18 protein-coding genes and 2 pseudogenes are annotated in these 21,880 nt (G+C 56.2%); 11 read left to right on the forward strand and 9 right to left on the reverse strand.

Going from position 1 to position 21,880, the window contains the following annotated elements; all coding sequences use genetic code 11:
* The first annotated feature begins 7 nt into the window (after positions 1-7).
* Genes QMP16_RS07685 through QMP16_RS07715 form a run of 7 tightly spaced genes read left to right on the forward strand, consistent with a single transcriptional unit; the run spans position 8 to position 8,532 of the window.
* On the forward strand, positions 8-2,095 hold the full coding sequence (locus QMP16_RS07685; protein WP_282151877.1) for a hydantoinase/oxoprolinase family protein: 2,088 nt from the start codon (positions 8-10) through the stop codon (positions 2,093-2,095).
* Positions 2,092-3,801 (forward strand): hydantoinase B/oxoprolinase family protein, encoded by a 1,710-nt coding sequence (locus tag QMP16_RS07690; protein WP_282151878.1) that lies wholly within the window; start codon positions 2,092-2,094, stop codon positions 3,799-3,801. Before QMP16_RS07685 ends, QMP16_RS07690 begins: the two co-directional genes overlap by 4 nt.
* A complete protein-coding gene (locus tag QMP16_RS07695; RefSeq protein WP_282151879.1) occupies positions 3,798-5,009 on the forward strand; it encodes an NAD(P)/FAD-dependent oxidoreductase in 1,212 nt (403 codons plus the stop codon). The genes QMP16_RS07690 and QMP16_RS07695 overlap by 4 nt, the downstream gene beginning before the upstream one ends.
* Complete coding sequence (locus QMP16_RS07700) at positions 5,009-5,782, forward strand: HpcH/HpaI aldolase family protein (protein ID WP_282151880.1); 774 nt, start codon at positions 5,009-5,011, stop codon at positions 5,780-5,782. The genes QMP16_RS07695 and QMP16_RS07700 overlap by 1 nt, the downstream gene beginning before the upstream one ends.
* Entirely contained in the window at positions 5,779-6,990 is a 1,212-nt protein-coding gene (locus tag QMP16_RS07705) for a pyridoxal phosphate-dependent aminotransferase (protein WP_282151881.1), read from the forward strand. The genes QMP16_RS07700 and QMP16_RS07705 overlap by 4 nt, the downstream gene beginning before the upstream one ends.
* On the forward strand, positions 6,987-7,826 hold the full coding sequence (locus tag QMP16_RS07710; protein ID WP_282151882.1) for an NAD-dependent epimerase/dehydratase family protein: 840 nt from the start codon (positions 6,987-6,989) through the stop codon (positions 7,824-7,826). Before QMP16_RS07705 ends, QMP16_RS07710 begins: the two co-directional genes overlap by 4 nt.
* Positions 7,807-8,532 carry an SDR family oxidoreductase gene (locus QMP16_RS07715; RefSeq protein WP_282151883.1) on the forward strand — a complete coding sequence of 242 codons (726 nt, stop codon included), beginning with the start codon at positions 7,807-7,809 and terminating at the stop codon, positions 8,530-8,532. Before QMP16_RS07710 ends, QMP16_RS07715 begins: the two co-directional genes overlap by 20 nt.
* A gap of 1,109 nt (positions 8,533-9,641) precedes the next feature.
* Here the strand turns inward: QMP16_RS07715 and QMP16_RS07720 are convergent.
* The 5 genes from QMP16_RS07720 to QMP16_RS07740 all read right to left on the reverse strand — a co-directional run bounded on the left by QMP16_RS07720 (position 9,642) and on the right by QMP16_RS07740 (position 15,959).
* The gene (locus QMP16_RS07720) at positions 9,642-11,042 is read right to left on the reverse strand and encodes a TRAP transporter large permease (protein ID WP_282151884.1); all 1,401 of its coding nucleotides are present in this window, start codon (positions 11,040-11,042) and stop codon (positions 9,642-9,644) included.
* Positions 11,043-11,053: 11 nt separating this feature from the next.
* Positions 11,054-11,686, reverse strand: coding sequence for a TRAP transporter small permease subunit (locus QMP16_RS07725; protein WP_282151885.1), 633 nt, complete (start codon positions 11,684-11,686; stop codon positions 11,054-11,056).
* 68 nt (positions 11,687-11,754) lie between these two features.
* Positions 11,755-12,765 (reverse strand): TRAP transporter substrate-binding protein DctP, encoded by a 1,011-nt coding sequence (gene dctP / locus QMP16_RS07730; RefSeq protein WP_282151886.1) that lies wholly within the window; start codon positions 12,763-12,765, stop codon positions 11,755-11,757.
* 126 nt (positions 12,766-12,891) lie between these two features.
* Entirely contained in the window at positions 12,892-14,232 is a 1,341-nt protein-coding gene (locus tag QMP16_RS07735; RefSeq protein WP_282151887.1) for a sigma-54-dependent transcriptional regulator, read from the reverse strand.
* Positions 14,229-15,959: a sensor histidine kinase gene (locus QMP16_RS07740; RefSeq protein WP_282151888.1), complete on the reverse strand. Its 1,731-nt coding sequence runs from the start codon at positions 15,957-15,959 to the stop codon at positions 14,229-14,231. Before QMP16_RS07740 ends, QMP16_RS07735 begins: the two co-directional genes overlap by 4 nt.
* 492 nt (positions 15,960-16,451) lie before the next feature.
* Between QMP16_RS07740 and QMP16_RS07745 the strand changes: the two genes are divergently transcribed.
* Complete coding sequence (locus QMP16_RS07745) at positions 16,452-16,694, forward strand: hypothetical protein (RefSeq protein ID WP_282151889.1); 243 nt, start codon at positions 16,452-16,454, stop codon at positions 16,692-16,694.
* A gap of 95 nt (positions 16,695-16,789) precedes the next feature.
* Positions 16,790-17,419, forward strand: coding sequence for an FAD-dependent oxidoreductase (locus tag QMP16_RS07750; protein WP_282151900.1), 630 nt, complete (start codon positions 16,790-16,792; stop codon positions 17,417-17,419).
* A gap of 430 nt (positions 17,420-17,849) precedes the next feature.
* Here the strand turns inward: QMP16_RS07750 and QMP16_RS07755 are convergent, their stop codons facing one another.
* The gene (locus tag QMP16_RS07755; protein WP_282151890.1) at positions 17,850-18,182 is read right to left on the reverse strand and encodes a LysR substrate-binding domain-containing protein; all 333 of its coding nucleotides are present in this window, start codon (positions 18,180-18,182) and stop codon (positions 17,850-17,852) included.
* A 76-nt stretch (positions 18,183-18,258) separates the two neighbouring features.
* A pseudogene (locus tag QMP16_RS07760) lies at positions 18,259-18,375 on the reverse strand (phosphonate ABC transporter ATP-binding protein); the annotation flags it as partial.
* Between the two features lie 164 nt (positions 18,376-18,539).
* On the opposite strand from QMP16_RS07760, the gene rpe reads away from it, so the two are divergent.
* A complete protein-coding gene (gene rpe / locus QMP16_RS07765; RefSeq protein WP_282151891.1) occupies positions 18,540-19,229 on the forward strand; it encodes a ribulose-phosphate 3-epimerase in 690 nt (229 codons plus the stop codon).
* A gap of 25 nt (positions 19,230-19,254) precedes the next feature.
* On the opposite strand, the gene QMP16_RS07770 is transcribed toward rpe, so the two are convergent.
* Entirely contained in the window at positions 19,255-20,562 is a 1,308-nt protein-coding gene (locus QMP16_RS07770; RefSeq protein WP_282151892.1) for a tetratricopeptide repeat protein, read from the reverse strand.
* 477 nt (positions 20,563-21,039) lie between these two features.
* On the opposite strand from QMP16_RS07770, the gene QMP16_RS07775 reads away from it, so the two are divergent.
* A complete protein-coding gene (locus QMP16_RS07775; RefSeq protein ID WP_282120772.1) occupies positions 21,040-21,381 on the forward strand; it encodes a RidA family protein in 342 nt (113 codons plus the stop codon).
* 94 nt (positions 21,382-21,475) lie between these two features.
* On the opposite strand, the pseudogene tuf reads toward QMP16_RS07775, so the two are convergent.
* Positions 21,476-21,880: pseudogene (tuf, locus tag QMP16_RS07780) on the reverse strand (elongation factor Tu); the annotation flags it as partial.

Raw genomic sequence — 21,880 nt, forward strand, 5'->3', positions numbered from 1 at the left:
GATCATAATGAAGGCCCAATCTATTCGCATGGGTGTCGACATTGGCGGCACCTTCACGGATGTCGTCCTCGAAAACGGCGGTGAACAGCACTCCACAAAAGTCCTGACGACCTATGCTGCACCGGAAAACGCCATTATCGACGGCATGCATCAGGTTTGCGCAAAGGCAGGTGTTGAACCATCCGAGATCGAACAGATCATTCACGGCACGACTCTTGCGACCAATGCCCTGATTGAGCGGCGTGGGGCAAAAACCGCACTGATTACAACCGAAGGCTTTCGCGATGTGATCGAAATGCGGACAGAAAGCCGGTTTGAGCAATATGACCTGAACCTGAGTTTACCCGACCCGTTGCTACCCCGACAGATGCGGTTCACGGTTCCGGGTCGGGTGAACGCGAAGGGTGAAATCCTCGTCGATCTTGATCGCGCGGATGTTGAGGCAGTGGTGGACCGGATCGCGGGAGCGGGGTTTGAAAGTGTCGCCGTGGGGCTGATCCATTCGTACCTTAACCCCGTCCATGAGGAATTGGTACGCGAAGTGCTGGCCGAAAAACTACCCGATGTATCTGTGTCGATTTCTTCGGAAGTATCGCCCCAAATGCGGGAATATGAGCGGTTCAATACCGTTGTCGCAAATGCCTATATCATGCCTTTGATGGCCTCGTATCTTGGGCGGCTAGAAGACCGCCTGAGCGGCGAGGGTGTGAGATGCCGAATCTTCCTGATGCATTCAGGAGGCGGGATCATCTCGATCCAGAATGCCGCCGATTTCCCGGTCCGACTAGTGGAAAGTGGTCCTGCGGGGGGCGCAGTTTTCGCGGCGCATATCGCGGCGCGCTACGGCCTCGATAAAGTCCTATCCTTCGACATGGGCGGTACGACGGCCAAGATTTGCCTGATCAAGAACCAGACCCCCAAAACCAGTCGTGTGTTCGAGGTGGCCCGAACTTATCGCTTCAAGAAGGGGTCGGGTATGCCGATCTCGATTCCGGTGATCGACATGGTAGAAATCGGGGCTGGTGGTGGATCATTGGCCCATGTGGATGGCATGCGGCAGATCCGCGTCGGCCCGGAAAGCGCCGGATCGGAGCCGGGGCCTGCTTGCTATGGACGAGGCGGGCAGCGTCCGGGAGTGACCGACGCCGATCTGGTGCTCGGCAAGCTGGACCCAAACAATTTTGCCGGTGGTTCGATCCAGTTGCATCCCGACAATTCCAAAACGGCCCTTGCCGCTCATGTGGGCGACACGCTGGAGATGGACGCGGTTGAGGCTGCCTTTGGCGTGGCTGAAGTTGTTGATGAGAACATGGCCAATGCCGCGCGCGTGCATGCGGTAGAGAATGGTGAGGACCTGAGCGAATACACGATGATCGCGTTTGGCGGAGCAGCCCCGCTGCATGCGGGTCGTCTTTGTGAGAAGTTGGGTGTGGAGCGCCTATTGGTGCCGCCCGGGGCTGGGGTTGGCTCGGCTATCGGCTTTTTGCGTGCGCCGTTCAGCTTCGAAGCCAATCGCTCGGTGTACATGAAGCTCAGCGACTTTGATGGTGAGAAGATCAAGAGCCTGCTCACCGATCTCAAAGCCGAGGCGACAGGGTTCGTGCGTACTTGCGACGAGGTCAGCCCTATCTTGTCAGAGTTCAAAGTGTATATGCGCTACACAGGTCAGGGATGGGAAATCCCCATCGATCTGACGGAAGAACAGGCGATGAATCCGGATGCCGCCGTGTTTGAGGGGCGGTTCGAAGAAGACTACACGAAACTTTTCGGTCGTCCGGTCGCAGGGATGGATATCGAGATCACCGTCTGGTCCGTGAATGCCACAACGCCGCCTGAGGAGGTGTCCCGAATTTCCGAAACCGGTGGAAGCGCGCTCGTGGCATTGAACGGGACACGGCAGCTTTTTGACGCGGCGAGCACTTCGTATCTCGATGCGCAGGTCATTGACCGAAATTCCATGGAAACGGGCGAAAGGGCTAGTGGCCCTGCCGCAGTGACCGAAGCGGAAACGACGATCATTGTCCCTGCGAGCCGGGATGCCATTCGCCAACCGGACGGTTGTATCGACGTGGTGACGAAAGGAGTAGCACAATGAGCCAGGACCACTCCAAAGTCTCCTATCAGGTGATGTGGAACCGCCTAATCTCTGTCGTTGAGGAGCAGGCGCAGGCACTCGTTCGGACGGCATTTTCGACATCGGTTCGCGAGGCTGGAGACCTTTCCGCAGGGGTCTATGACACCCATGGCAATATGCTCGCCCAAGCGGTGACCGGCACACCCGGCCATGTGAACGCTATGGCGGATGCGGTTGCGCATTTCATTCGCCGGATCGGGCGGCAGAATATGATTGAGGGCGATGTTTATATCACCAATGACCCGTGGGAGGGCACAGGACACCTGCATGACATCACGATGGTCACGCCGTCGTTCCACAAGGGTTCACTTGTCGGATTCTTCGCCTGCACGGCGCATATTGTAGACATCGGCGGGCGTGGCTTTGGCGCTGATGCGCAAAGCGTCTATGAGGAAGGTCTCTATATTCCGATCATGAAGTTCGCGGACAAAGGTGAAGTTGATGAGACATTGGTGCGGATCATCCGGGGCAATGTCCGCGAGCCCGATCAGTTGATCGGCGACATCTACGCGCTCGCTACCTGTAACGAGATCGGCCACCGTCGCCTGATCGACATGATGGAAGAGTTTGATCTGCACCATCTGGACGGCATTGCAAACTTCATCCTCGAAAACTCCCGTCGCGCGACGCTCTATGCGATAGCAGCTTTGCCGCAAACCTCAGCCATAGGCGAAATGACGATGGACGGGTTCGACGTGCCGATCACGCTGAAGGTCAAAGTCAGCGTCGAAGGGGACCGGATCGTGACCGATTTCACCGGTACATCTGGTCTCGACAAAAAAGGCATCAACTGCCCGCTGGTCTACACCAAGGCCTATGCCTGTTATGCGCTCAAAGTCGCCATTGCGCCCGAGATCCCGAACAACGCTGCCTCGCTTGCCCCGTTCGAAATCACAGCGCCGGAAAACTCCATCGTCAACGCGCTGCACCCCGCACCGGTCGCCTTGCGCCACATCGTGGGGCATTTCGTGCCGGACGCGGTCTATGACGCCTTCGACAAGATCGTGCCGGGCCTCGTGCCCGCTGAAGGCGCAGGGTGCTTGTGCAACTTTCAAGTCAGCCTACGCCCCCGGAGCGATGCGCCCGCAACCTCAGATTCGCGGCGATCAGAGGTTCTGACATTCAACTCTGGCGGCTCCGGCGCGCGGCCTGAACATGATGGGATGAACGCAACCGCCTTTCCTTCAGGAGTTATGACTATGCCCATTGAGGCCACGGAACACGCAGGCCCCGTCATTATCTGGCGCAAAGAGCTGCGTTCTGACAGTGGCGGCGCGGGAAAGACACGCGGTGGTCTTGGGCAATATATGGAGGTCGGCGCGCAAGAGGGCCACGAGTTTGACATTCAGGCAATGTTCGACCGCGGGATCTATCCTGCACGAGGTCGACGCGGCGGTCATAACGGTGCGAACACAACAATTGAACGCAGTGACGGTGCCGTAATGCATGTCAAAGGCAAACAATTCGTACCGCATGGAGAACGGGTGATCATGGCTTTCCCAGGCGGAGCTGGCTACGGCGATCCATCTGAGCGGTCCAATGACCTTGTTAAACGCGATCTGGCGCGCGGATACATATCGCCCAAGACAGCGCAACAAGACTACGGTTTGTCGAAAGGCGACATCGCAGCGGTTCAAGCAGCCGTGGCAAAGGGAGAGAACCTATGAACAACCAAAGCCCAACGCAAAAGAGCTACGATATTGTCATCATTGGCGGCGCCATCATGGGTGCCTCCACCGCTTGGTTCTTGTCCGAAAACAAGGATTTCGATGGCTCGGTCCTCGTGGTTGAGCGGGACATGACCTTTGAAGCGTGTTCCACCACCCACACGAATTCCTGCATGCGGCAGCAGTTCTCGACCGAGCTCAACGTTCGGATCAGTCAGTTTGCGGCTGACTTCGTCAAAAACATTCGCAGCTATATGGGCGGTGACGAACGCGTGCCGGAACTTGGCATTCGGTCATTTGGCTACATGTATTTTGCGGACAATGAAGGCTTCGCTGATGTGCTGCGTGAAAGCCAACAAGTGCAACTGGCGGCCGGTGCCGCAACCCAGTTGATGACGCCAGACGAGATCGAGGCGGCTTATCCGTTCTACAATGTCGATGACATCGTGCTTGGGTCGATCAACCTTGTGGACGAAGGGTACTGGGACGGGGCGGCGGTCAACGACTGGTGGCGCAGGCAAAGCCGCGAACGCGGGGTTGAGTGGATCCAGAACGAAGTGGTCGCCATGACCCGCAATGCCTCGGGCACCAAAGTGGAAAGCATAACACTCGCCTCGGGCGAGGTTATCTCTTGCGGTCAAGTCGTGAACGCGTCCGGTCCGCGCGCTGATCGCACAGCGAGGATGGCAGGGATCGAGGTGCCGGTTGAACCACGCAAACGTTTCTCGTGGATTTTCAAAGCAGAGCAGCCTCTTGATCAGGACTTGCCGCTAACAATCGACCCGTCGGGTGTGCATGTGCGCGAAAATGGCGGCGGGACGTATCAATGCGGCGGCCATTCCGACTACGACCCTGCCGTCGACTATGACGACTACGTCATGGACAATTCCATGTGGGAAAACCACGTTTGGCCGATCCTCGCGACTCGCATCCCCAAGTTCGAGGCCATCAAAGTACAGTCCGAATGGGGCGGGCACTATGCGATGAACACCTTTGACCACAACGCGATCATGGGGCCACACACCGAGGTGTCGAACTTTATCTTCCTCAATGGCTTCTCTGGCCACGGGCTGCAGCAATCCCCTGCCATGGGGCGCGGCACAGCGGAATGGCTGACTTACGGTGAATACCGCGCGCTCGACATGACCCCGTTCAACTTTGAGCGGATCCCGGCTGGGCGTCCGATCATTGAGAAGGCCGTGATCTGATGCAACTCGCTTCCAACGTGTTCACGCGCGCCCTCGCCTCGGGGGATAAGCAAATCGGCGTTTGGATCAGCCTGTGCAGCAACTTCGCGGCAGAGGTCGTCAGCACCGCAGGCTATGACTGGGCGCTCATCGACATGGAGCACAGCGCCAACGACTATTTCAGCGTTCTTGGTCAGCTTCAAGCCTTCGCCGCATCTTCAACAACGGCTTTGGTTCGCGTCGAATGGAACGACGCCGTGGCGGTCAAACGTTTGCTGGACCTCGGCGCGCCGGGGCTGCTGTTTCCGATGATCCAATCGGTTGAGGAAGCCGAGAGGGCTGTTTCCGCGACGCGCTACCCGCCACGTGGCATCCGCGGCGTATCAGGGGCGACTCGGGCAACAGCCTTTGGCCGGATTTCCAACTATACTGCCCGCGTTGAAGAAGAAACCGCCGTGCTCTTGCAGCTTGAAACGCGTGCCGCTGTAGAACAGGCAGAAGCCATCAGTGCTGTGGACGGTGTCAGTGGGATATTCTTCGGCCCTGCCGATATTGCTGCTGACATTGGCCAGCTGGGCAAACCTCTGGACCCAGAGGTCTGGGCGCTGATCAAACCTGCCGCGCAAAAGCTGATCGCCAAGGGCATGCCGGTTGGCACTTTGGTAACAGACCCTGACTTTGCCGCAGAGCTCTTGAACGAGGGCTTTACCTTTGTGGCCATCGCGACAGATACAGGGCTTTTGGCGCGGGCTGCAGATGCAGCTTTAGCACAGACCAAAGGCGCGCTGACATGAGCTTTGCCGCGTCTCGCTTAGCACAGGTCAAGCCGTCAGCGTCCGCTTCGGTTAGCCAGGCGGCGAAAGAAGCCAAAGCGCGCGGCGTGGACGTCATTGACCTCGGGCTAGGTGAGCCGGATTTCGACACGCCTGGTCACATCAAGGAGGCAGCACATCAAGCCGCCCTTCGCGGCGAAACGAAGTACCCGCCCACCAATGGCACACTGACCATGCGGCAAGCGGTCGTGGATAAGCTGAGGCGGGAGAACGATCTGGATTTTGCCCTAGACGAGGTCATTGTCTCAAACGGTGCCAAGCAGGTGCTTTTCAACGCCTTCATGGCAACCTTGGAGCCGGGCGATGAGGTATTGCTGTGCGCGCCATATTTTGGGCAGTACAAGGACATCGTAACGATCTTGGACGGAGTGCCCGTGCCGCTGATTTGCCCACAGGAGGCAGGGTTCCGCCTGATGCCCGAGCAACAGTCCAAGGCGATTGCGCCCAAGACACGGTGGATTCTGCTGAACCAGCCTTCGAACCCCTCGGGCGCAGTTTATTCGGATGACGAGATCAAAGCTCTTGGGGCTGTGCTTGCTGATCATGAGCGCGTTTTGATCCTGTCTGATGAAATCTATGAACACATTCTCTTTGACGACCGTGTCTTCCGATCCTTCGTAGCAGTCTGTCCGGACCTCCAAAACCGCACGCTAACGGTCAACGGCGTCTCTAAAGCCTATGCCATGACCGGTTGGCGCATCGGTTATGGCGCAGGGCCAAAAGACTTGATCGTGGCCATGACGAAAGTGCAAAGTCAGATATCATCCGGAGCCTGCTCCATTGCGCAGGCGGCCGCCGCGGCACTGAATGGACCGCAAGAGGATGTCCGCCGCTTCTGCGCTGCATTCGAACGACGCCGCGACCTCGTGGTGGAGCGCGTTGCGCACATCCCGGGATTAACGCTCGAGGCACCGGGCGGTGCATTCTACGGCCTGATTGGCTGCGCCGACCTCATCGGGGCAAAAACCCCTGATGGCGACACCATCACGGATGACACTGACGTCACGGCCTATCTTTTGAAAGCGGCACGTGTCGCCGCCGTGCCGGGCAGCGCATACGACCTGTCGCCGTTCTTTCGCATCTCAACCGCGGCCTCGGAAGAGGTTTTGAACACGGCGATGGATCGCATCGCCGCTGCTGTTGCCGACCTTGAAGGAATACACCCATGAAGAAAATCGTCCTCACCGGCGCCGCTGGTCGCCTTGGTTCTTATCTACGGGAGCCCTTGTCGAAGATGTGCGAAGAGTTCGTATCTTCCGACATTGCTGAAAGCGTTTCGAATCTTGGTACAAACGAAACCTATGTGAAGGCCGATATCACTGATCTCGATGCTATGGTCGCGTTGTTAGAAGGTGCCGACATGGTCGTGCATTTCGGTGCCGTCGGGGATGAGGCCCCGATGGAGGTACTCTGGGGCCCGAACTTTTATGGTGCCTATACTGTCTGGGAAGCAGCCTACCGCAACAAGCTGCGGCGTGTTGTCTATGCTTCCTCCATCCACGCTGTGGGCATGCACAAGAAAACGGACTTCATTGGCGTCGACGCGCCGCACAAGCCCGACACGTTCTATGGGCTTGCCAAGTGTTTTGCCGAGGACCTTGCAAGCCTCTACTGGGATAAGCGCGGACTGGAATCCGTGTGCATGCGCATCCTGTCCTGCGCACAGCCGACCAATTCGCGCGCTGTGGGAACATGGCTGAGCTATGATGACATGATTCACATGGTCGAACGCGCCATCACCACGCCGATCACAGGGTTTAGCGTCGTTTATGGTGTTTCTAACAACGACCGCGCACCGGTCGACAACGCCAAGGCACAACACTTGGGTTACCGCCCCAAGGACAATGCCGAGCAATTTGCGGCGGAAATCTACGCTGAAGAGGGGCCGCTCGATCCTCACGAACCGGCAAATACACACCACGGAGGCCCATTTGCCGCCGTTGAATTAGGCAACAGTGGCATGGCCCACCTGAACTTGAACGCAGATGACACGGGGAAGGACTGAACTCATAGACAAAGTAGCTTTGATCACGGCAGGCGGCTCTGGCATGGGCGCGGATTCTGCCCGAGCTTTGGCCGCGGATGATTTCAAGGTCGGAATTTTGTCGTCGTCCGGCAAGGGCGAGACGTTGGCGAAGGAGCTCGGTGGCGTTGGCGTCACCGGAACGAACAAGTCTCAAAAAGACCTCCAAAAACTCGTCGATGCAGCGATGGACCATTGGGGCCGGATCGACGTGCTCGTCAACTCGGCGGGTCACGGACCTCGCGCGCCGGTTTTAGAGTTGACGGACGAAGATTGGCACGAAGGCATGGAGGTCTACTTCCACAACGCCGTGCGCCCGTCGCGTCTGGTCACACCGATCATGCAAGGACAGGGCGGTGGCGCGATCATCAACATCTCGACTTTTGCGGCGTTTGAACCAAACCCGGTCTTTCCGACCTCTGGCGTCATGCGCGCTGGCCTTCCCGCCTTTACCAAGCTTTTCGCCGACAAATACGCGGCTGAAAACATCCGGATGAACAACGTCCTGCCGGGCTTTATAGACAGCTTGCCAGAGAAAGAAGAGTTCCGCTCCATGATCCCGATGGGTCGGTATGGCAATTCACTTGGCGAGATCGCCAGCGTTGTGGCGTTTCTTGCATCAGAAGGCAGTGCGTATATCACTGGTCAGAACATCCGTGTTGACGGCGGCATAACAAGGTCCGTTTGAGGTCGGGTTCTTGGAGGACAGGATCTACACCTGCTAGGCCCTCGTTTGTTAACTTTGAATGTCTGCATAGTAGGCTTTGCTGCTATCGATGCACTTCGCAGCATTCGGTAAGAACGGGCTCGCTCCTGCCGTTCTCTGAGTCATTGATGAGCGTCTGTCCGCATAACTGACATAATACAGTCGGGATACTTCGCGACGGCGAAACGTATCTTGCCCGCAAAAAGCAGAGGTTGACCGGAGCCATCTCAACATCCGCTTTCGGAGTAATGGGGAATCTTCGAAAAAGTCTTCGAGATGCAATGCTCGCGAAAGCCCGTCAAATCTGGGATGTCCTAGTATAGTTTCAATATTTACGGCATGTTCTGGCACTTCCAGTGGTGTTGTTCTTTGTTTTCACTTGCACGCTTATGCTTTCTGATTTTACGCTTGCATGCTTATGCTTCATGCGTTGCACGGTTATGGTGTCTCAGTAATCTCGATTCTCATTAAGATATTGTTTTAAAGTGATATTTTTTCACAACCTATGCAAGAAAATGCTGATTCGTGCACGCTTATGCTCAATTTGCAAAAAGCCAGGAAAATAAGGGGCGACAGAGCCTCCGGAAAATCCAATGTATCATAGCATTCGGAAACTGTGACACACGCTGTGACACAGCCAGCAAGAAATCGACCCAGCGCGCGGTCGCGCAAACCCCGTTACCATGCCGGCCCCTACCTCGTGCGCCGCGGCCGTATTTGCTATTTCCGAAAACGCCTGCCAAAAAAACTATCGAACCAGTTTCTCTGCCTGTCGCTGCGAACCGACCTCCCGCTCGACGCCGTGAAGCACGCAGCCGCGTTGCTCACCGTCCTCGAGCAGATGGACAAAACACACGTGGAGGCTCTGACCAAAGATTCGCCTAAACGTTCGCGCGTAATGCGGCATCAAGAAGAAAGGGCTCGTTGTGGACATCGGAGGCAGTGCAGCATCTGCTCAGGATCGTGTCAGCGTCAGATCGCGGGCGGCCCAAACCGGACATTGAACAAGTGTCATTTAATCTGCAGTGCAGCTGATTGATGCAGTCCTTTGCTGCTCCGGCATACCGCACTGCAAAATCATCCCATGTGATTCAAACCTGTCCGGGGAGCCACAGAACGATAGCAGGGAAAGCAACAAGCATAGCAATGGTCGCTGCATCCGCCAGAAAGAAGGGTGTTACCCCTTTAAAAACATCTTGGACGCTTAGGTCATCGCGCACGCCGGCGACGACAAAGCAGTTCAATCCAATCGGTGGCGTAATTAGACAGAACTCCGCCATTTTTACGACCAGAATACCGAACCAGATTGCACACATCGGGCCGGACATCCCGAAGGTACTGTTGGCTGCACTTACGGCCTCGCCACCGTTCAGAGCCATGACCGCGGGATAAACAACCGGCAACGTCAGCAACAACATTCCGATCGCATCCATGAACATGCCCAGAACGGCATAAGCCAGAAGGATGCAGATCAGGATCAGCATTGGCGACATCTCGAGCGAGACGATCCAGTCGGAGAACGCGATGGGCAGCTCAGCAAAACCCAAGAACCGTACGTAAACTAACACGCCCCAGATGATGGTAAAGATCATGACACTTAGCTTGGCCGTCTCCAGCAACGCGTCTTTAAGTTCGGACCAGCGCATGCCCTGATATAGCGCCATCAGAAAGACAACGAAGGCACCTATTGCGCCACCCTCGGTTGGCGTGCCCCAAGCGTCGCCTCCGAATGGGTTGTAGACAAAGAAGATGATGGTAACGACGACAAACAAGATAGGCAGTGCGGGCGGAAGAGACATGAAACGCTCTTTCCATGTAAAGCCTGAGACTGCGGGACCAAATCCTTTGATCACGACGGCCATGCCAATGATCAGCAAGCCATAAATTACCGCCGAGAACATGCCCGGGATGAACCCGGCCAACAGCAGTTTGCCCACGTCCTGTTCTACGATAATCGCGTAAATAACCAAAATGGCCGAAGGAGGGATGAGCGATGCCAACGTGCCACCTGCAGCGACGACACCTGCAGCAAAGCGCTTGTCGTAGCCGATCTTCAGCATCTCGGGGATGGCGATGCGGGCGAAAACGGCGGATGTGGCAACCGAGGCTCCGGAAACCGCAGCGAACCCGGCGGTCGCGAAAACGGTCGAAACCGCCAGCCCGCCTGGAACCCAGGCGAGCCATCGCTTGGCGGCTTCGAACAGCGCTTTAGTCAGGCCCGCGTAATAGGCGAGGTAGCCAATAAGGATGAAGGTCGGGATAAGGCTCAGCGCTTGGCTGGAAATCTTGGAGTGCGGCACCTGCCCCGCTGTTTTGACGGCCACAGTCACAGCCTTGCCGAACCGCGCCGGATCATACCCAAACTTAGCCCAGAAGATCCAGATCAGACCAACCATGCCAGCTGTCGCGGCGGCGAAGGCCACGCGCATCCCCAGCACCACAAGAACAAGCATACCGCCAGAAACGATCAGACCAATATCAATGGGTTCCATCAGATTTAACCTCAGTTATCGTGGCCCGAGACGTGCTCGGCTTCCATTGCAGCTTGAGTGGCTGCGTCAGCTATCAGCGGGACGGCAATAGGTGCCTGATCGGGGTGCCGGATCGCGCGACCGTAGGCCCAGAGCTGTAAAGCAAGCCTCAGGCAAAGCACGCTAAAGGCGACGGGGGCCAACAGCTTTGCGGGCCACAACGGGATACCTATGTCGATAGAGCTGTCGCGGCTCCAGAGTGGCGCACCAAAGTCAAAGCTACGTGCGAAATGCGCCCAGCTCCCCCAGATCAGCAAGACGATCAGCGCCAGAATGACAGCGGTCGTGATGAACTCAACGATATAGAGCGCCCGGCCTCTAAGCGCTCCAACGACCATGTCCATTCGTATGTGGCCGCCATCGCGCTGCGCATAGGAAATCCCCATGAAGGCGATTAACGGCATGGCCTGCTCGATCCAGTCCACGTAACCAGGAAGTGGCGCATTGGCGAAATTCCGACCACCAACAGAGACTACGGCCATGACCATCAGCGAGAAAACTGCAAGACCGCTGATCAGGGCCAGAAAGCTTTCCAGTTTGTAGAGATGTTGATCGAGAATGCTGAGACGGCTGTCGTCGGACAGCACCTGGGATGACCCGGCCATCTTTGTACTCCGCTGTCAGGAAAGAAAGAACCCGACGCCAATCAAGCTGACGCCGGGCAGTGAGTGGATTAGCTCCCGTTTGCGATCTTGCCAGTCACAAGGTCATAAAGCTCGTGTGCTGGTAGGCCGCGCTCGGTGTTTTCTGCAATCCAGGCCTCGGCCGCGGGGGCGGCAGCGGCTTCTTTGAACGCTGCGATTTCTTCATCGCTGAAAGTGACACGTTCGATGCCGCGTTGATCCAGCTCAGGGCCCCACGCTTCCATCGTTTTGGTCTGGTAGTGGCTCACGTAGTGATCCAATGCCTCCTCCACCGATCCCAGTAGAGCTTCGCGGTGTTCGTCAGATAAATCTTCCAGCGCCAGCGTGTTCACCACGACTGGGCAGTTGACGGTGCCGGGGTTGAGGTTCGTCGTCCACCACGTGCCATTTTCAATGGTGCCGAAGGACATATGTGCGTGTGGTGCAAAGCTGACAGCTTTGACGATGCCGCTATCCATGGCCTGACGCACTTCGGACGCAGACATCGAGGTCGGAACTGCACCGACCGTCTCCATCGCTTTACCGATCCCGCCGGTGGCGCGCACACTCAGACCTTCAAAATCGGCCAGAGATTTCGGCGCGTCACCTACCCCGACAAGGTTGTACTGCGGTAGCGGCGACGGCATCAGCAGAGTCGCGTCCCAGCGCGCCAGATCCTCGACAACGGCCGGATGTTGATAAACGGCCATTGACAAGTCGACTTCCTGTTCGAGGGATGTCACGCCCAGAAACGGCAGTTCCAGAACGGTGATCGAGGGGTTCTTGTCGCGGTGGTAGCCGGCGCAGAACTGAGCCATTTCAAACGCACCAATCGAAATCCCATCGAGGTTTTCTTTGTTCTTCGACAAGCCGCCATAGCTGATTTTGAGCGTGAACTCGCCGCCCGTCTTTTCGTTTACCAGTTCGGCGAGTTTCTCGACGTGTTCGGTAAAGGCACGACGCTTGCCCCACAAGGAAACGTTCCATTCGACAGCTAGTGCTTCGGATGCAACGGTCAGCGACAGGGCGGCGATGGCCGCCCGGTTAAGATGTTTGCGCATAATGGCTCCTCCCAGATCATGCAATTCGTTTGGGCGAAGTATTTAGAACGCGCGGCGTCCTGACTATGAAGGAAAATGCGCGCGATTTCCCGGGGGCCCTGCGGATTTCCGCAGAGCTGTTTTCGCCTACAACAGAGCCTCTTTATCGAGACCAAGTTTGACGATTTTTTCGTTGAGTGTTCGGCGGCCAATTCCAAGCGCTTCGGCCGCGGCATCCATGCGGCCTTTGTGCGCTTTTATGGCTTTACCGATAAGCTCGCGTTCGAAAGCAGCAACCGCTTCGCGTAGCGTATCCGGCACATCGTCGAAATGCTGATCGCTTTGGATCGCCTGCGCCACTGACCCTCCTCCGCGCCGGGCCGCCAAAATGCGCCGTTCGCAGACATGGCGCAATTCACGCACATTGCCGGGCCAGTCATGTGCAAGCAGAGCAGCCAAATCGTCCTGATCGAGTTCTGGCGCGTCTATCTCATAAATCTGCGCGTATTCGTTCAAGAAATGCGTTGCCAACAGAACCAGATCATCCCGTCTTTGACGTAGCGGAGGTAAAGACAGGACAACAGTATTCAGTCGAAACAAAAGGTCCTGACGCAGGCGGCCTTCCTTGGCTGCCAATACAATGTCCTCGTTGGTTGCCGACACGACCCTGAAGCTTACTGGCACTGGCGACACAGCCCCCACCGGCAGCACCTGCTGATCTTCGATGACCCTCAGTAGCTTGGCCTGCGCCGCTGGTGGGCACGAGCAGATTTCGTCCAGAAACAAGGTCCCACCCGATGCCGCCACAAGCCTTCCGTCGGATTCACCCGCGACGCCGAACATTTCCGCTTCAAACGTATCGGCCGACAATGCGGCGCAATTCAGCGCCAGAAACGATGCCTCCGGCGAGCGGCCCAAATCATGTAAAGCATGGGCAACCAGCTCCTTCCCAGTGCCGGTATCCCCCTGCAACAGAACCGCAACCGATGTATCAGCAAGATCAAGTACTTCTTGTCGCAAGTCTGTAATGGCGCCTGTTTGGCCCAGCAGGATGCGGTCAAGGCCTGACAGTTTGAACAGCCGGTCTTTGAGGCGGGCATTGCTTTTCCGCATTCGGTTTTGTTCAGCCGCGTGCCTCAGCACCGTCAGCAATCGCCGTGGTTCAAATGGCTTCTCGATAAACCCGTACGCCCCTTCCTGTATGGCATGAACCGCCATCGGGATGTCACCATGTGCCGAAATCAATACCACGGGAGGCGCTACATGCCTGTCCAGACTGGCCAGCAATTCAAGCCCCGACATACCCGGCATACGCACATCGGACAGAATGACATCGGGCGACGCGCTGGCCAGATACTCAGTCACGTGGGTCGCGCGCGACAGGGCGCTGACATTCCAGCCAGCGGCTTCGAGCAACTCGACAAGAGATTGTCGCATCGATTTGTCATCGTCAACGACCAGAACTTTGTAGGGTTGCTGTAGGGTCATTCGTCCGTTTCTTCAGTAATTGAGGCCGTCGGAAAGGTGACACGGAATACCGATCCGCCGCCCTCACGATTTCGGGCCGTCATTGTGCCATCGTGATCTTTGACAATGCTGGTGGAAATGGCCAGTCCTAAGCCCATGCCTCGCCCGCTCTCTCTTGTGGTTACAAATGGCTCTTGCAACCCAGCCAACGTTGCCTCGCCCAACCCGTGACCGTTGTCCTGAATTTCCAACACTGCTTCATCATCAGAAGCTGAGACAGCGATATGGGCTTCAGGTGCATCCACTTCGTCCATCGCGTCAATCGCATTGCGCAAAAGATTAGTGATGACCTGTTCGATCCGCAGTGCACTGCCCCGGATAAAGACCGGACGGGTTGGCGCATCAACTGAGATTTTCACCTTGCTCTGCTCGATGTTTGGCGCAACAAGAGCCAACGCGGCATTGACCGAAGTGCATAAGTCTACGTCGTCGAACGCCTCGCTCTCTGAGCGCGCGAAGAACCGCAATTGGCGCGTGATCCCTTCCATCCTGTCGACCAGGCTTCCGATTTTTTGCGGCAGCTTGGTCTCACTGGGAGATGAGATCTCTTCTGCCACCAGGTGATTGCGCATCGCAGCGATGGGCTGGCCCAGTTCATGCGTGACCGACGCGGATAATTGCCCCAGAGCCGCCAATCGGCTTGCGCGCTCCAACTCGCCTTGGGTGCGTTTGAGGCTCCGCTCAGCTGACTTGCGGTCGTCGATTTCGATAGCGAGCCTTTCATTTGCCTCCCGCAGCTTTGCTTCTTCCTCTTCGGACCGCACTAAGGCCGCGCCTACGCGCCTTGCGCGTTGTATCTGGAAAAAGATAAATGCGAGCCCCGCCAAAAGGACAAAAACTGCTGTTACAAGCCAACTGCGCGCAACGGCCTGATCGTCACTTACAAAATAGTGAAGCGACCAGCCATCGGGTAAATCCGTAGCTGCAAGATGCAGGCGCCTCGTCCCCGCAATTCTGGCCTGATCTCCTGGCAACTCAACCCAATCCAACGCATCTAAGTCTTGCCCCGGAAACTGCCTGGCATCTCGAATCCGTTCTTGCTGTGGTTCTGACAATGGCGTCAACGCGCGATATTGCCAATCCGAGTTCGAAGAAAGCAAAACGACGCCGTCTTCATTGGCCAAAAGAACCTGTTCGCCCGAGTTTTTCCAACTATCCTGAAGATTAGAGAAATCGATCTTAATAGCAACGACACCGGCTGGTTTTCCTGCTTCGCCACGCACCGCATTGGCAATGAAATAACCCGGCAATCCTGTTGTTGTCCCGATCGCGTAAAACCGCCCCTGGTCGCCGGAGAGAGCCATTTGGAAATACGGGCGGAAAGCGTAGTTCTGGCCAACAAAGCTCCCAGTGTCGCGGTAATTCGATGCGGAAATCGTGATCCCGTCTTCGTCCATCAGGTAGATCGCATCCAGCCCCGCCTGCGCCGCAAAATCCTCGAGGCGTCGGTTTAAAACTCCGGTGCCGTCCCCTTCGGTTGTTTCAATTACAAAGGAATCCTGTGACAGCACATATGTGAGATGGGAAAATCGCTCGAGTTCGCTGTTTACCGAACTTTGGTAAAGAGAGAGCCGGCCCTGAGCTTTCGAAAGCTCCTCCGAAACGAAGTACTGGTAAGAAACCAAATAAAGGCCAATGCTGGCGGCAATGGCTATCAAAATACCTACAATATACGAAGCTGATCGCATTGAATGCCCATAAACTACAATGGCATAGGATCACAGCAGGTTTTAGCCGTCCATCCCAAGAGTTCTAATCCTACATTTGAACGTTCAGGCTAAAAAAGAATGAATAAATAATCTGAGAACGCGAAGCAATGAACGAACCTGCCGAAACAACTAATTGCATTCCGCAAATAGACACGGCCCTAAGCTGCCGTTCACCCTAGGCAACCACCGTTGCGGTGTGGCCGTCAAACCAGCCATTCTCGGCAAATGCAAATCCTGGGGTTGCTGGAACCAACTGTTGGCGGACGAAATGGGCTTCGACTTCTTGGCCTTGAGTGACACTGTGCCTGCAATATGAATTGAGGGTTTCGATGGATCGCAGAACATTTACGCGCTTGGCAGCCACCTCAGTGCTTTGCGCACCTGGCTTGCTTTCGGCGCACCAAGCCCGGCATGTCACTATTATTGGCGCAGGCAGCGTCGGTTTGACGGCAGGCTACCACATCATCTGGGGTGGCCGGGTCAAACGACTGTCAGGTTTTGCGGATGTACCGCTCGATCTGGGGGGCAGAGTGGATTCATGACGACTCCGAGATTTTTGGACGTTTTCTGGGGCAAGGCGATTCCGATTTTGGGGTCATGACAATCAACTACCAACCCCAGACCTATCAATTCTGGAACAATGGCAGGCTGACCGACTTCAACGCGCTGCGACGCGGCTACAGCGAGGTGAAATTCCGAAACACAACTTGGTAGGGTTTCTTTGAACGTTTCATGCTTCCGACAGAGGCCAGCGCGATCACCTTTGGGGCGGCCGTATCTCAGATTTCCTCGTCTGCGGGCGCGACTTCATCCGCCTTTCGGACGGCAGGACCCTGGAAACGGACAAGGTACTGATCACCGTTCCGATTTCTGTGCTGAAACGCGATCGAATAAGGTTTTCAATTGATCTCGCCCCGCGTCATCTGACCGCCCTTCACGGCGTGGACTTTGGCTCCGGCCTTAAGGCGTTTTTGAAATTCAGAGAACGATTTTATCCTGACATGCTGTTCGATGGCCCGCGTGCGAGCGCTCTCGCCGACACCTGGACGGAAAAGCTCTATTATGACGCGGCCTTCGGCAAGCCAACGGAAGACAATGTCCTGGGGCTCTTCACAGTGTCCGATGGTCCTCTGCCGCGTGTGGGAATGAGCGATGCGGCTCTGCTTACCGACATTCTCGTTGAGCTTACCGAGACCTTCGGAACGATTGTCACCAATTCATACATCGACGGTGTTGTTCAAAACTGGAGCGCCGCGCCCCATATCATAGGCAGCTATTCAATGGAGAACTACGGCAACCGGGAAGTCGCAGATATTCTGGTGCCCGTGCAGGACAAGGTATTCTTCGCGAGTGAGGCCTTGGGCAACGGTGATCAATCGACAATACAAGGGGCTGCATTCTCAGCAATGCGTGCCGCCCGTTGGATTCGTGATGCGTGACTTGTTGGTCAAAGCGTTATTGTCGTGGGCTGAGTAACCTGCTCAACTGTAGTTCATGAAGATCCAAATCGGCCTTTTGGCCTGCGCTCTGCAAAGTCGTTCAAGGCTCGGTGCCGATCTTGGATGCTGTGCCGAAATCTAACGCTACGGTTCCCGGTAGCCTTCAAACTCCGGCCCGTACCAGTCACTCACCGATAGGTTGCTATACCCCAAAGCGGCCGGATATAAGAGACGTTCGCCGCGACTACGTAATTCCGGTTTCCTCAAATTCACATTGCGCGACACAACTGCCATTCACGGAGGTCGCAAAACAGTGTCACCTGCTCTTGGGCAAAACACGCAAATCTTCAGTCAGATAGTCGACAAATCGCCTAACTCGTACTGTTCTTTGAAGGTCTGAGTGAGGCAGGTTCCAAAGCCGTGGTCCCGCTTATGGAACATAGTTTTCAAAATAATACTCGCTCACGTAGATGCCCAAATCGAGTTGCATGAGTTTGCGGGCTACTACGTCATCAGTGACTTCATGGGCGGCACGCAATGAGATATCGGTTTTATCATTGATAATTGATTCTAACTCTGAGGTTCGCCGTACCTCGATATCGATCTCTGGAAACCGGTCTCTGAATTTCGCGATCAGCGGTGCCACAATATCGTTTGCAAGGGTTGGCGCCAGCGAGAACCGTATTTTGCCTGACTCGCTACGATCCAGACCTTTAACCCTCTTTCGGGCAGCAAAAATCCTTTGTTCTGCTTCTTCCGCCATCGGCAAAAGAGCTTCTCCAAACTCCGTTAGGTGTCTGTCAAATCAAATCTGAAGTTGGACACTTTCGGTACAAGTTGCCCGCGCCGGACCGCCCGATGATGCCAATCATGCATGGCTTGTCTACATCCAGCGTCGCGGCATCAACGGCCACGTTGTCGCCAAAGCGCTTGGTCAGTTTTTCTATCCGCAGCACGTGCCACCCCCAATTCGTGTTGGCGGTCAGCTACAGGCGGGATTCAACGGCTTTGTGTCGGCACAGTGAAAGTTTTGTAAATACCCCTGCGCACCGAGGGCCTACCCATTGGCGCGTATCGCCGCTATACGCTGTGCCAACACGCTATCCATATGAGGCCATTCATGAGCTTTGACCGCAGCATCAAGATCGCCCCGTCGATCCTGTCCGCAGATTTCGCCAATTTCGGTGCCGAGATTCAGGCCATCGAAGCCCAGGGGGCGGATTGGGTCCATATCGACGTAATGGACGGCCATTTTGTGCCCAACCTGACCTTTGGCCCGCCCGCCGTCAAAGCGTTCCGCCCCCATGTCAAAACGGTCATGGACGTGCATCTGATGATCACGCCGGTTGATCCCTACATTCAGGCCTACGCGGATGCAGGCGCCGATATCCTGACTGCACATGTCGAGGCTGGGGCCCATACCCACCGTACTTTGCAGGCGATTCGCGCCGCTGGCATGAAGGCGGGCGTTGCGTTGAACCCCGGCACCCCGGCCGACGCGGTTGAACACTTGCTGGACCTGACCGATCTGGTTTGCGTCATGACAGTGAACCCCGGTTTTGGCGGCCAGAAATTCATCGACATGACCAACAAGATTCGCAAACTGCGGTCGATGATCGGAGACCGTCCGATCCATATCGAGATTGACGGTGGCGTCGACCCCAAGACGGCCCCGTTGGTGGCCGCAGCCGGTGCGGATGTACTGGTCGCAGGTTCAGCCGTATTCAAGGGCGGTTCGGTCGATAACCCGGACGTCTACGGCGCAAACATCAAAGCGGTGCGTAGCGCGGCGGAATCGGCGACGTCGTAAATATCACTGCATTCGAAGTGACGCGCTAGTTCGAAACTTGCGCGTCACTTGCCGCATCCGGTTGACGGTTTTTGTACCGAGCACGCATCTTGATCGCTTGCATGAACCGCCCCTCGGCCACCAAAGCGGCCAGAAAGTCGCCAAGATAGTCCTGGTGCAGGCCTGCGGCGGTGGCAGAATCGAACATGCTTTCTGCTGCATCGAACCTGTCCTCGGCCAGCAGCACCAGCGCATTCGTATACCGCTCAAACTCTCCATCGGGATAGAGACCAAGCGCCTGATCAATGGCATCACGGGCTTCATCCGTGTACCCCAGCCCTAACGCGATATCCGCATGCAGGCGGTGGTCAAAGCGGTCGGCACCCTCAAGCGCAACACTGCGTCGAATGTGGAAAAGAGCGGCTTCATACTCGAGGTCGTCCGCCAACAGACTGGCCCGCCAATAAAGCAGATAGCTGCCCGGCCCCACCCGGCTTTCCGCCAGCTCCAACACCTCATGCGCCTGTGATCTTTGGCCTAAGTCTGACAGCGCCCGCGCCTTTCGCACGTAGCCGTCCGTGTCATCAGGTTCGGCCTCAATCACCGCTTCGGCATCTTTCAATGCCTGTTTGGGCCGATCCAGCATCAGCAGGATAAGGGACCGGCGCGATAATGCGGTCACGAAATCCGGCTTCAGTTCCAATGCCCGACTTACGTGGTCAAACGCAGCTTCCCAATCGTTCTGCTCGGACAACAGAAAGGCGACGCCGTATTCCGCATTTGGATCATATGGATCCAGTTCGCTGGCAGCTCTGAACAGGCTAAGCGCTTCGTCCTGCCGGTTATGATCCACCAATTTCCAGGCCAGCTCCCGCATCGCCCAAGTATATTCCGGGTTCAGGGCCAGAGCGGTTTGCATCATCTCTTCGAAATCGGCAAAATCCATCTCTCCGGCCCGGCGCGCGCTGGCGGCCAGACCAGCCATGTTGCTTGCATTGGGCTTGCGCGATACGGCTTGCCTAAACAACGCGGTCGCAGCCGCATAATCATCGCGATTGTAATACACCCACGCCCGCCCCCGCAGCCCAAGCTCGGCATCGGGATTCAAGGCCAGAATTTCGGCAAATGCGTCATCGGCCTGATCCATATCATCGAGATCATAGTAGGCCCATGCCAGCTTATCCAACATCTCAATACGCTGCCGATCAGACGCGCCGACATCACCCAGCCCGTGCTGGCAGATTTCGATGATTCGCTCTGGCGTGTCACTCTGATCCAGGCAGGCGGAAACATAGGTTTCCTGAGAGTTCGTAAGCAGCGGCTTGGCCTGCTCTACGCCAGCAACCGAGATCATTGCTGTCAGGGGAAACCCGGTGAATTTATTTAACGATTTGATAATGTTGCCGAAAATCTGAATGTCTGCCGCCAGAATACTGACAATTCTGAAAAGAAATAGGCCGGCCCGGGTGACGCGGCCAAATAATTCGCCTGTGTGCCAGAAGAAACCCCGCCGCAGATCTTTCAGAGATTTTACGGAAGGGCTGAGGGATTGGCGGTGGCAGTTTTGTTGTAGGTATCAACGGCCTCTACTATCCACGCCGAGGCCACTCAGCGCCGGGATGAAAAAGCCCGTTCGCGTTTGGACGGAAGAAAGCAAAAACAAGCAATCGAGGCAGCACGAATGCGTGATAGATCCACGCGCTTTCAAATCACGTTTATTTCCTGCGTATTAAACTTCTCTGAAACGTACTCAAACGGTTTCCGTTTGCCATACCGGGTGGTTTGTGACCATGAACGACCGTATCCGACACCAAAAAACGAGAATACCCCCATGATTGAACGCATAGATACCGGCGAACGGTCCTCAAAAATTGTAAAACACAACGGCGTGGCCTATCTGACCGGGCAAGTCGCCGAGGGCGAGACAATTCAGGAACAGGTCCGGATTTGCCTCGAGAAGATTGACGCCCTTCTCGAACAGGCTGGCTCATCGCGCGAAAAGATGCTTCGCGTGACGATCTGGCTGGCCGACATGAAGGATTTTGCAGGTTTGAACGAGGTCTGGAATGCCTGGGTTCCAAAGGGCCATGCCCCAGCGCGGGCTTGCGGCGAAGCCAAATTGGCGCGCGCCGAGCTGAAGGTGGAGTTCATCGTCGACGCGGCCTACGACTAATTCCTGTCCGCGCAATGCGTGCTGACCATAGCAGGAATGCAAACAAAAAGGGCGTCCCGAGGGACGCCCTTTTCGTTTGATATCTCGAGAGCGATTACTCGACGATTTTCGACACGACGCCGGCGCCGACGGTGCGGCCGCCTTCGCGGATGGCGAAACGCAGGCCGTTTTCCATCGCGATCGGTGCGATCAGCTCAACCTCGAACGACACGTTGTCGCCAGGCATAACCATCTCGGTGCCAGCTGCCAGGGTCACGGTGCCGGTCACGTCAGTTGTACGGAAGTAGAACTGAGGACGGTAGTTCGCGAAGAACGGAGTGTGACGACCGCCTTCTTCCTTGGTCAGGATATAGGCTTCGGCTTCGAACTTGGTGTGCGGTGTAACCGAACCCGGCTTACACAGAACCTGGCCACGCTCAACGCCTTCACGGTCGATGCCGCGCAGCAGGGCGCCGATGTTGTCGCCCGCTTCACCACGATCCAGCAGCTTGCGGAACAT

Source organism: Ruegeria atlantica (assembly GCF_947495585.1).
Taxonomy (GTDB): domain Bacteria; phylum Pseudomonadota; class Alphaproteobacteria; order Rhodobacterales; family Rhodobacteraceae; genus Ruegeria; species Ruegeria atlantica_G.

Coding starts and splice junctions, on each gene's coding strand:
- QMP16_RS07770 (WP_282151892.1), bottom strand. CDS start 20,562: ATGATCTCGGTTGCTGGCGTAGAGCAGGCCAAGCCGCTGCTTACGAAC.
- QMP16_RS07755 (WP_282151890.1), bottom strand. CDS start 18,182: ATGGCGGAAGAAGCAGAACAAAGGATTTTTGCTGCCCGAAAGAGGGTT.
- QMP16_RS07735 (WP_282151887.1), bottom strand. CDS start 14,232: ATGACCCTACAGCAACCCTACAAAGTTCTGGTCGTTGACGATGACAAA.
- dctP (WP_282151886.1), bottom strand. CDS start 12,765: ATGCGCAAACATCTTAACCGGGCGGCCATCGCCGCCCTGTCGCTGACC.
- QMP16_RS07775 (WP_282120772.1), top strand. CDS start 21,040: ATGATTGAACGCATAGATACCGGCGAACGGTCCTCAAAAATTGTAAAA.
- QMP16_RS07725 (WP_282151885.1), bottom strand. CDS start 11,686: ATGGCCGGGTCATCCCAGGTGCTGTCCGACGACAGCCGTCTCAGCATT.
- QMP16_RS07710 (WP_282151882.1), top strand. CDS start 6,987: ATGAAGAAAATCGTCCTCACCGGCGCCGCTGGTCGCCTTGGTTCTTAT.
- QMP16_RS07690 (WP_282151878.1), top strand. CDS start 2,092: ATGAGCCAGGACCACTCCAAAGTCTCCTATCAGGTGATGTGGAACCGC.
- rpe (WP_282151891.1), top strand. CDS start 18,540: ATGAGCTTTGACCGCAGCATCAAGATCGCCCCGTCGATCCTGTCCGCA.
- QMP16_RS07695 (WP_282151879.1), top strand. CDS start 3,798: ATGAACAACCAAAGCCCAACGCAAAAGAGCTACGATATTGTCATCATT.
- QMP16_RS07740 (WP_282151888.1), bottom strand. CDS start 15,959: ATGCGATCAGCTTCGTATATTGTAGGTATTTTGATAGCCATTGCCGCC.
- QMP16_RS07685 (WP_282151877.1), top strand. CDS start 8: ATGAAGGCCCAATCTATTCGCATGGGTGTCGACATTGGCGGCACCTTC.
- QMP16_RS07705 (WP_282151881.1), top strand. CDS start 5,779: ATGAGCTTTGCCGCGTCTCGCTTAGCACAGGTCAAGCCGTCAGCGTCC.
- QMP16_RS07720 (WP_282151884.1), bottom strand. CDS start 11,042: ATGGAACCCATTGATATTGGTCTGATCGTTTCTGGCGGTATGCTTGTT.
- QMP16_RS07715 (WP_282151883.1), top strand. CDS start 7,807: ATGACACGGGGAAGGACTGAACTCATAGACAAAGTAGCTTTGATCACG.
- QMP16_RS07700 (WP_282151880.1), top strand. CDS start 5,009: ATGCAACTCGCTTCCAACGTGTTCACGCGCGCCCTCGCCTCGGGGGAT.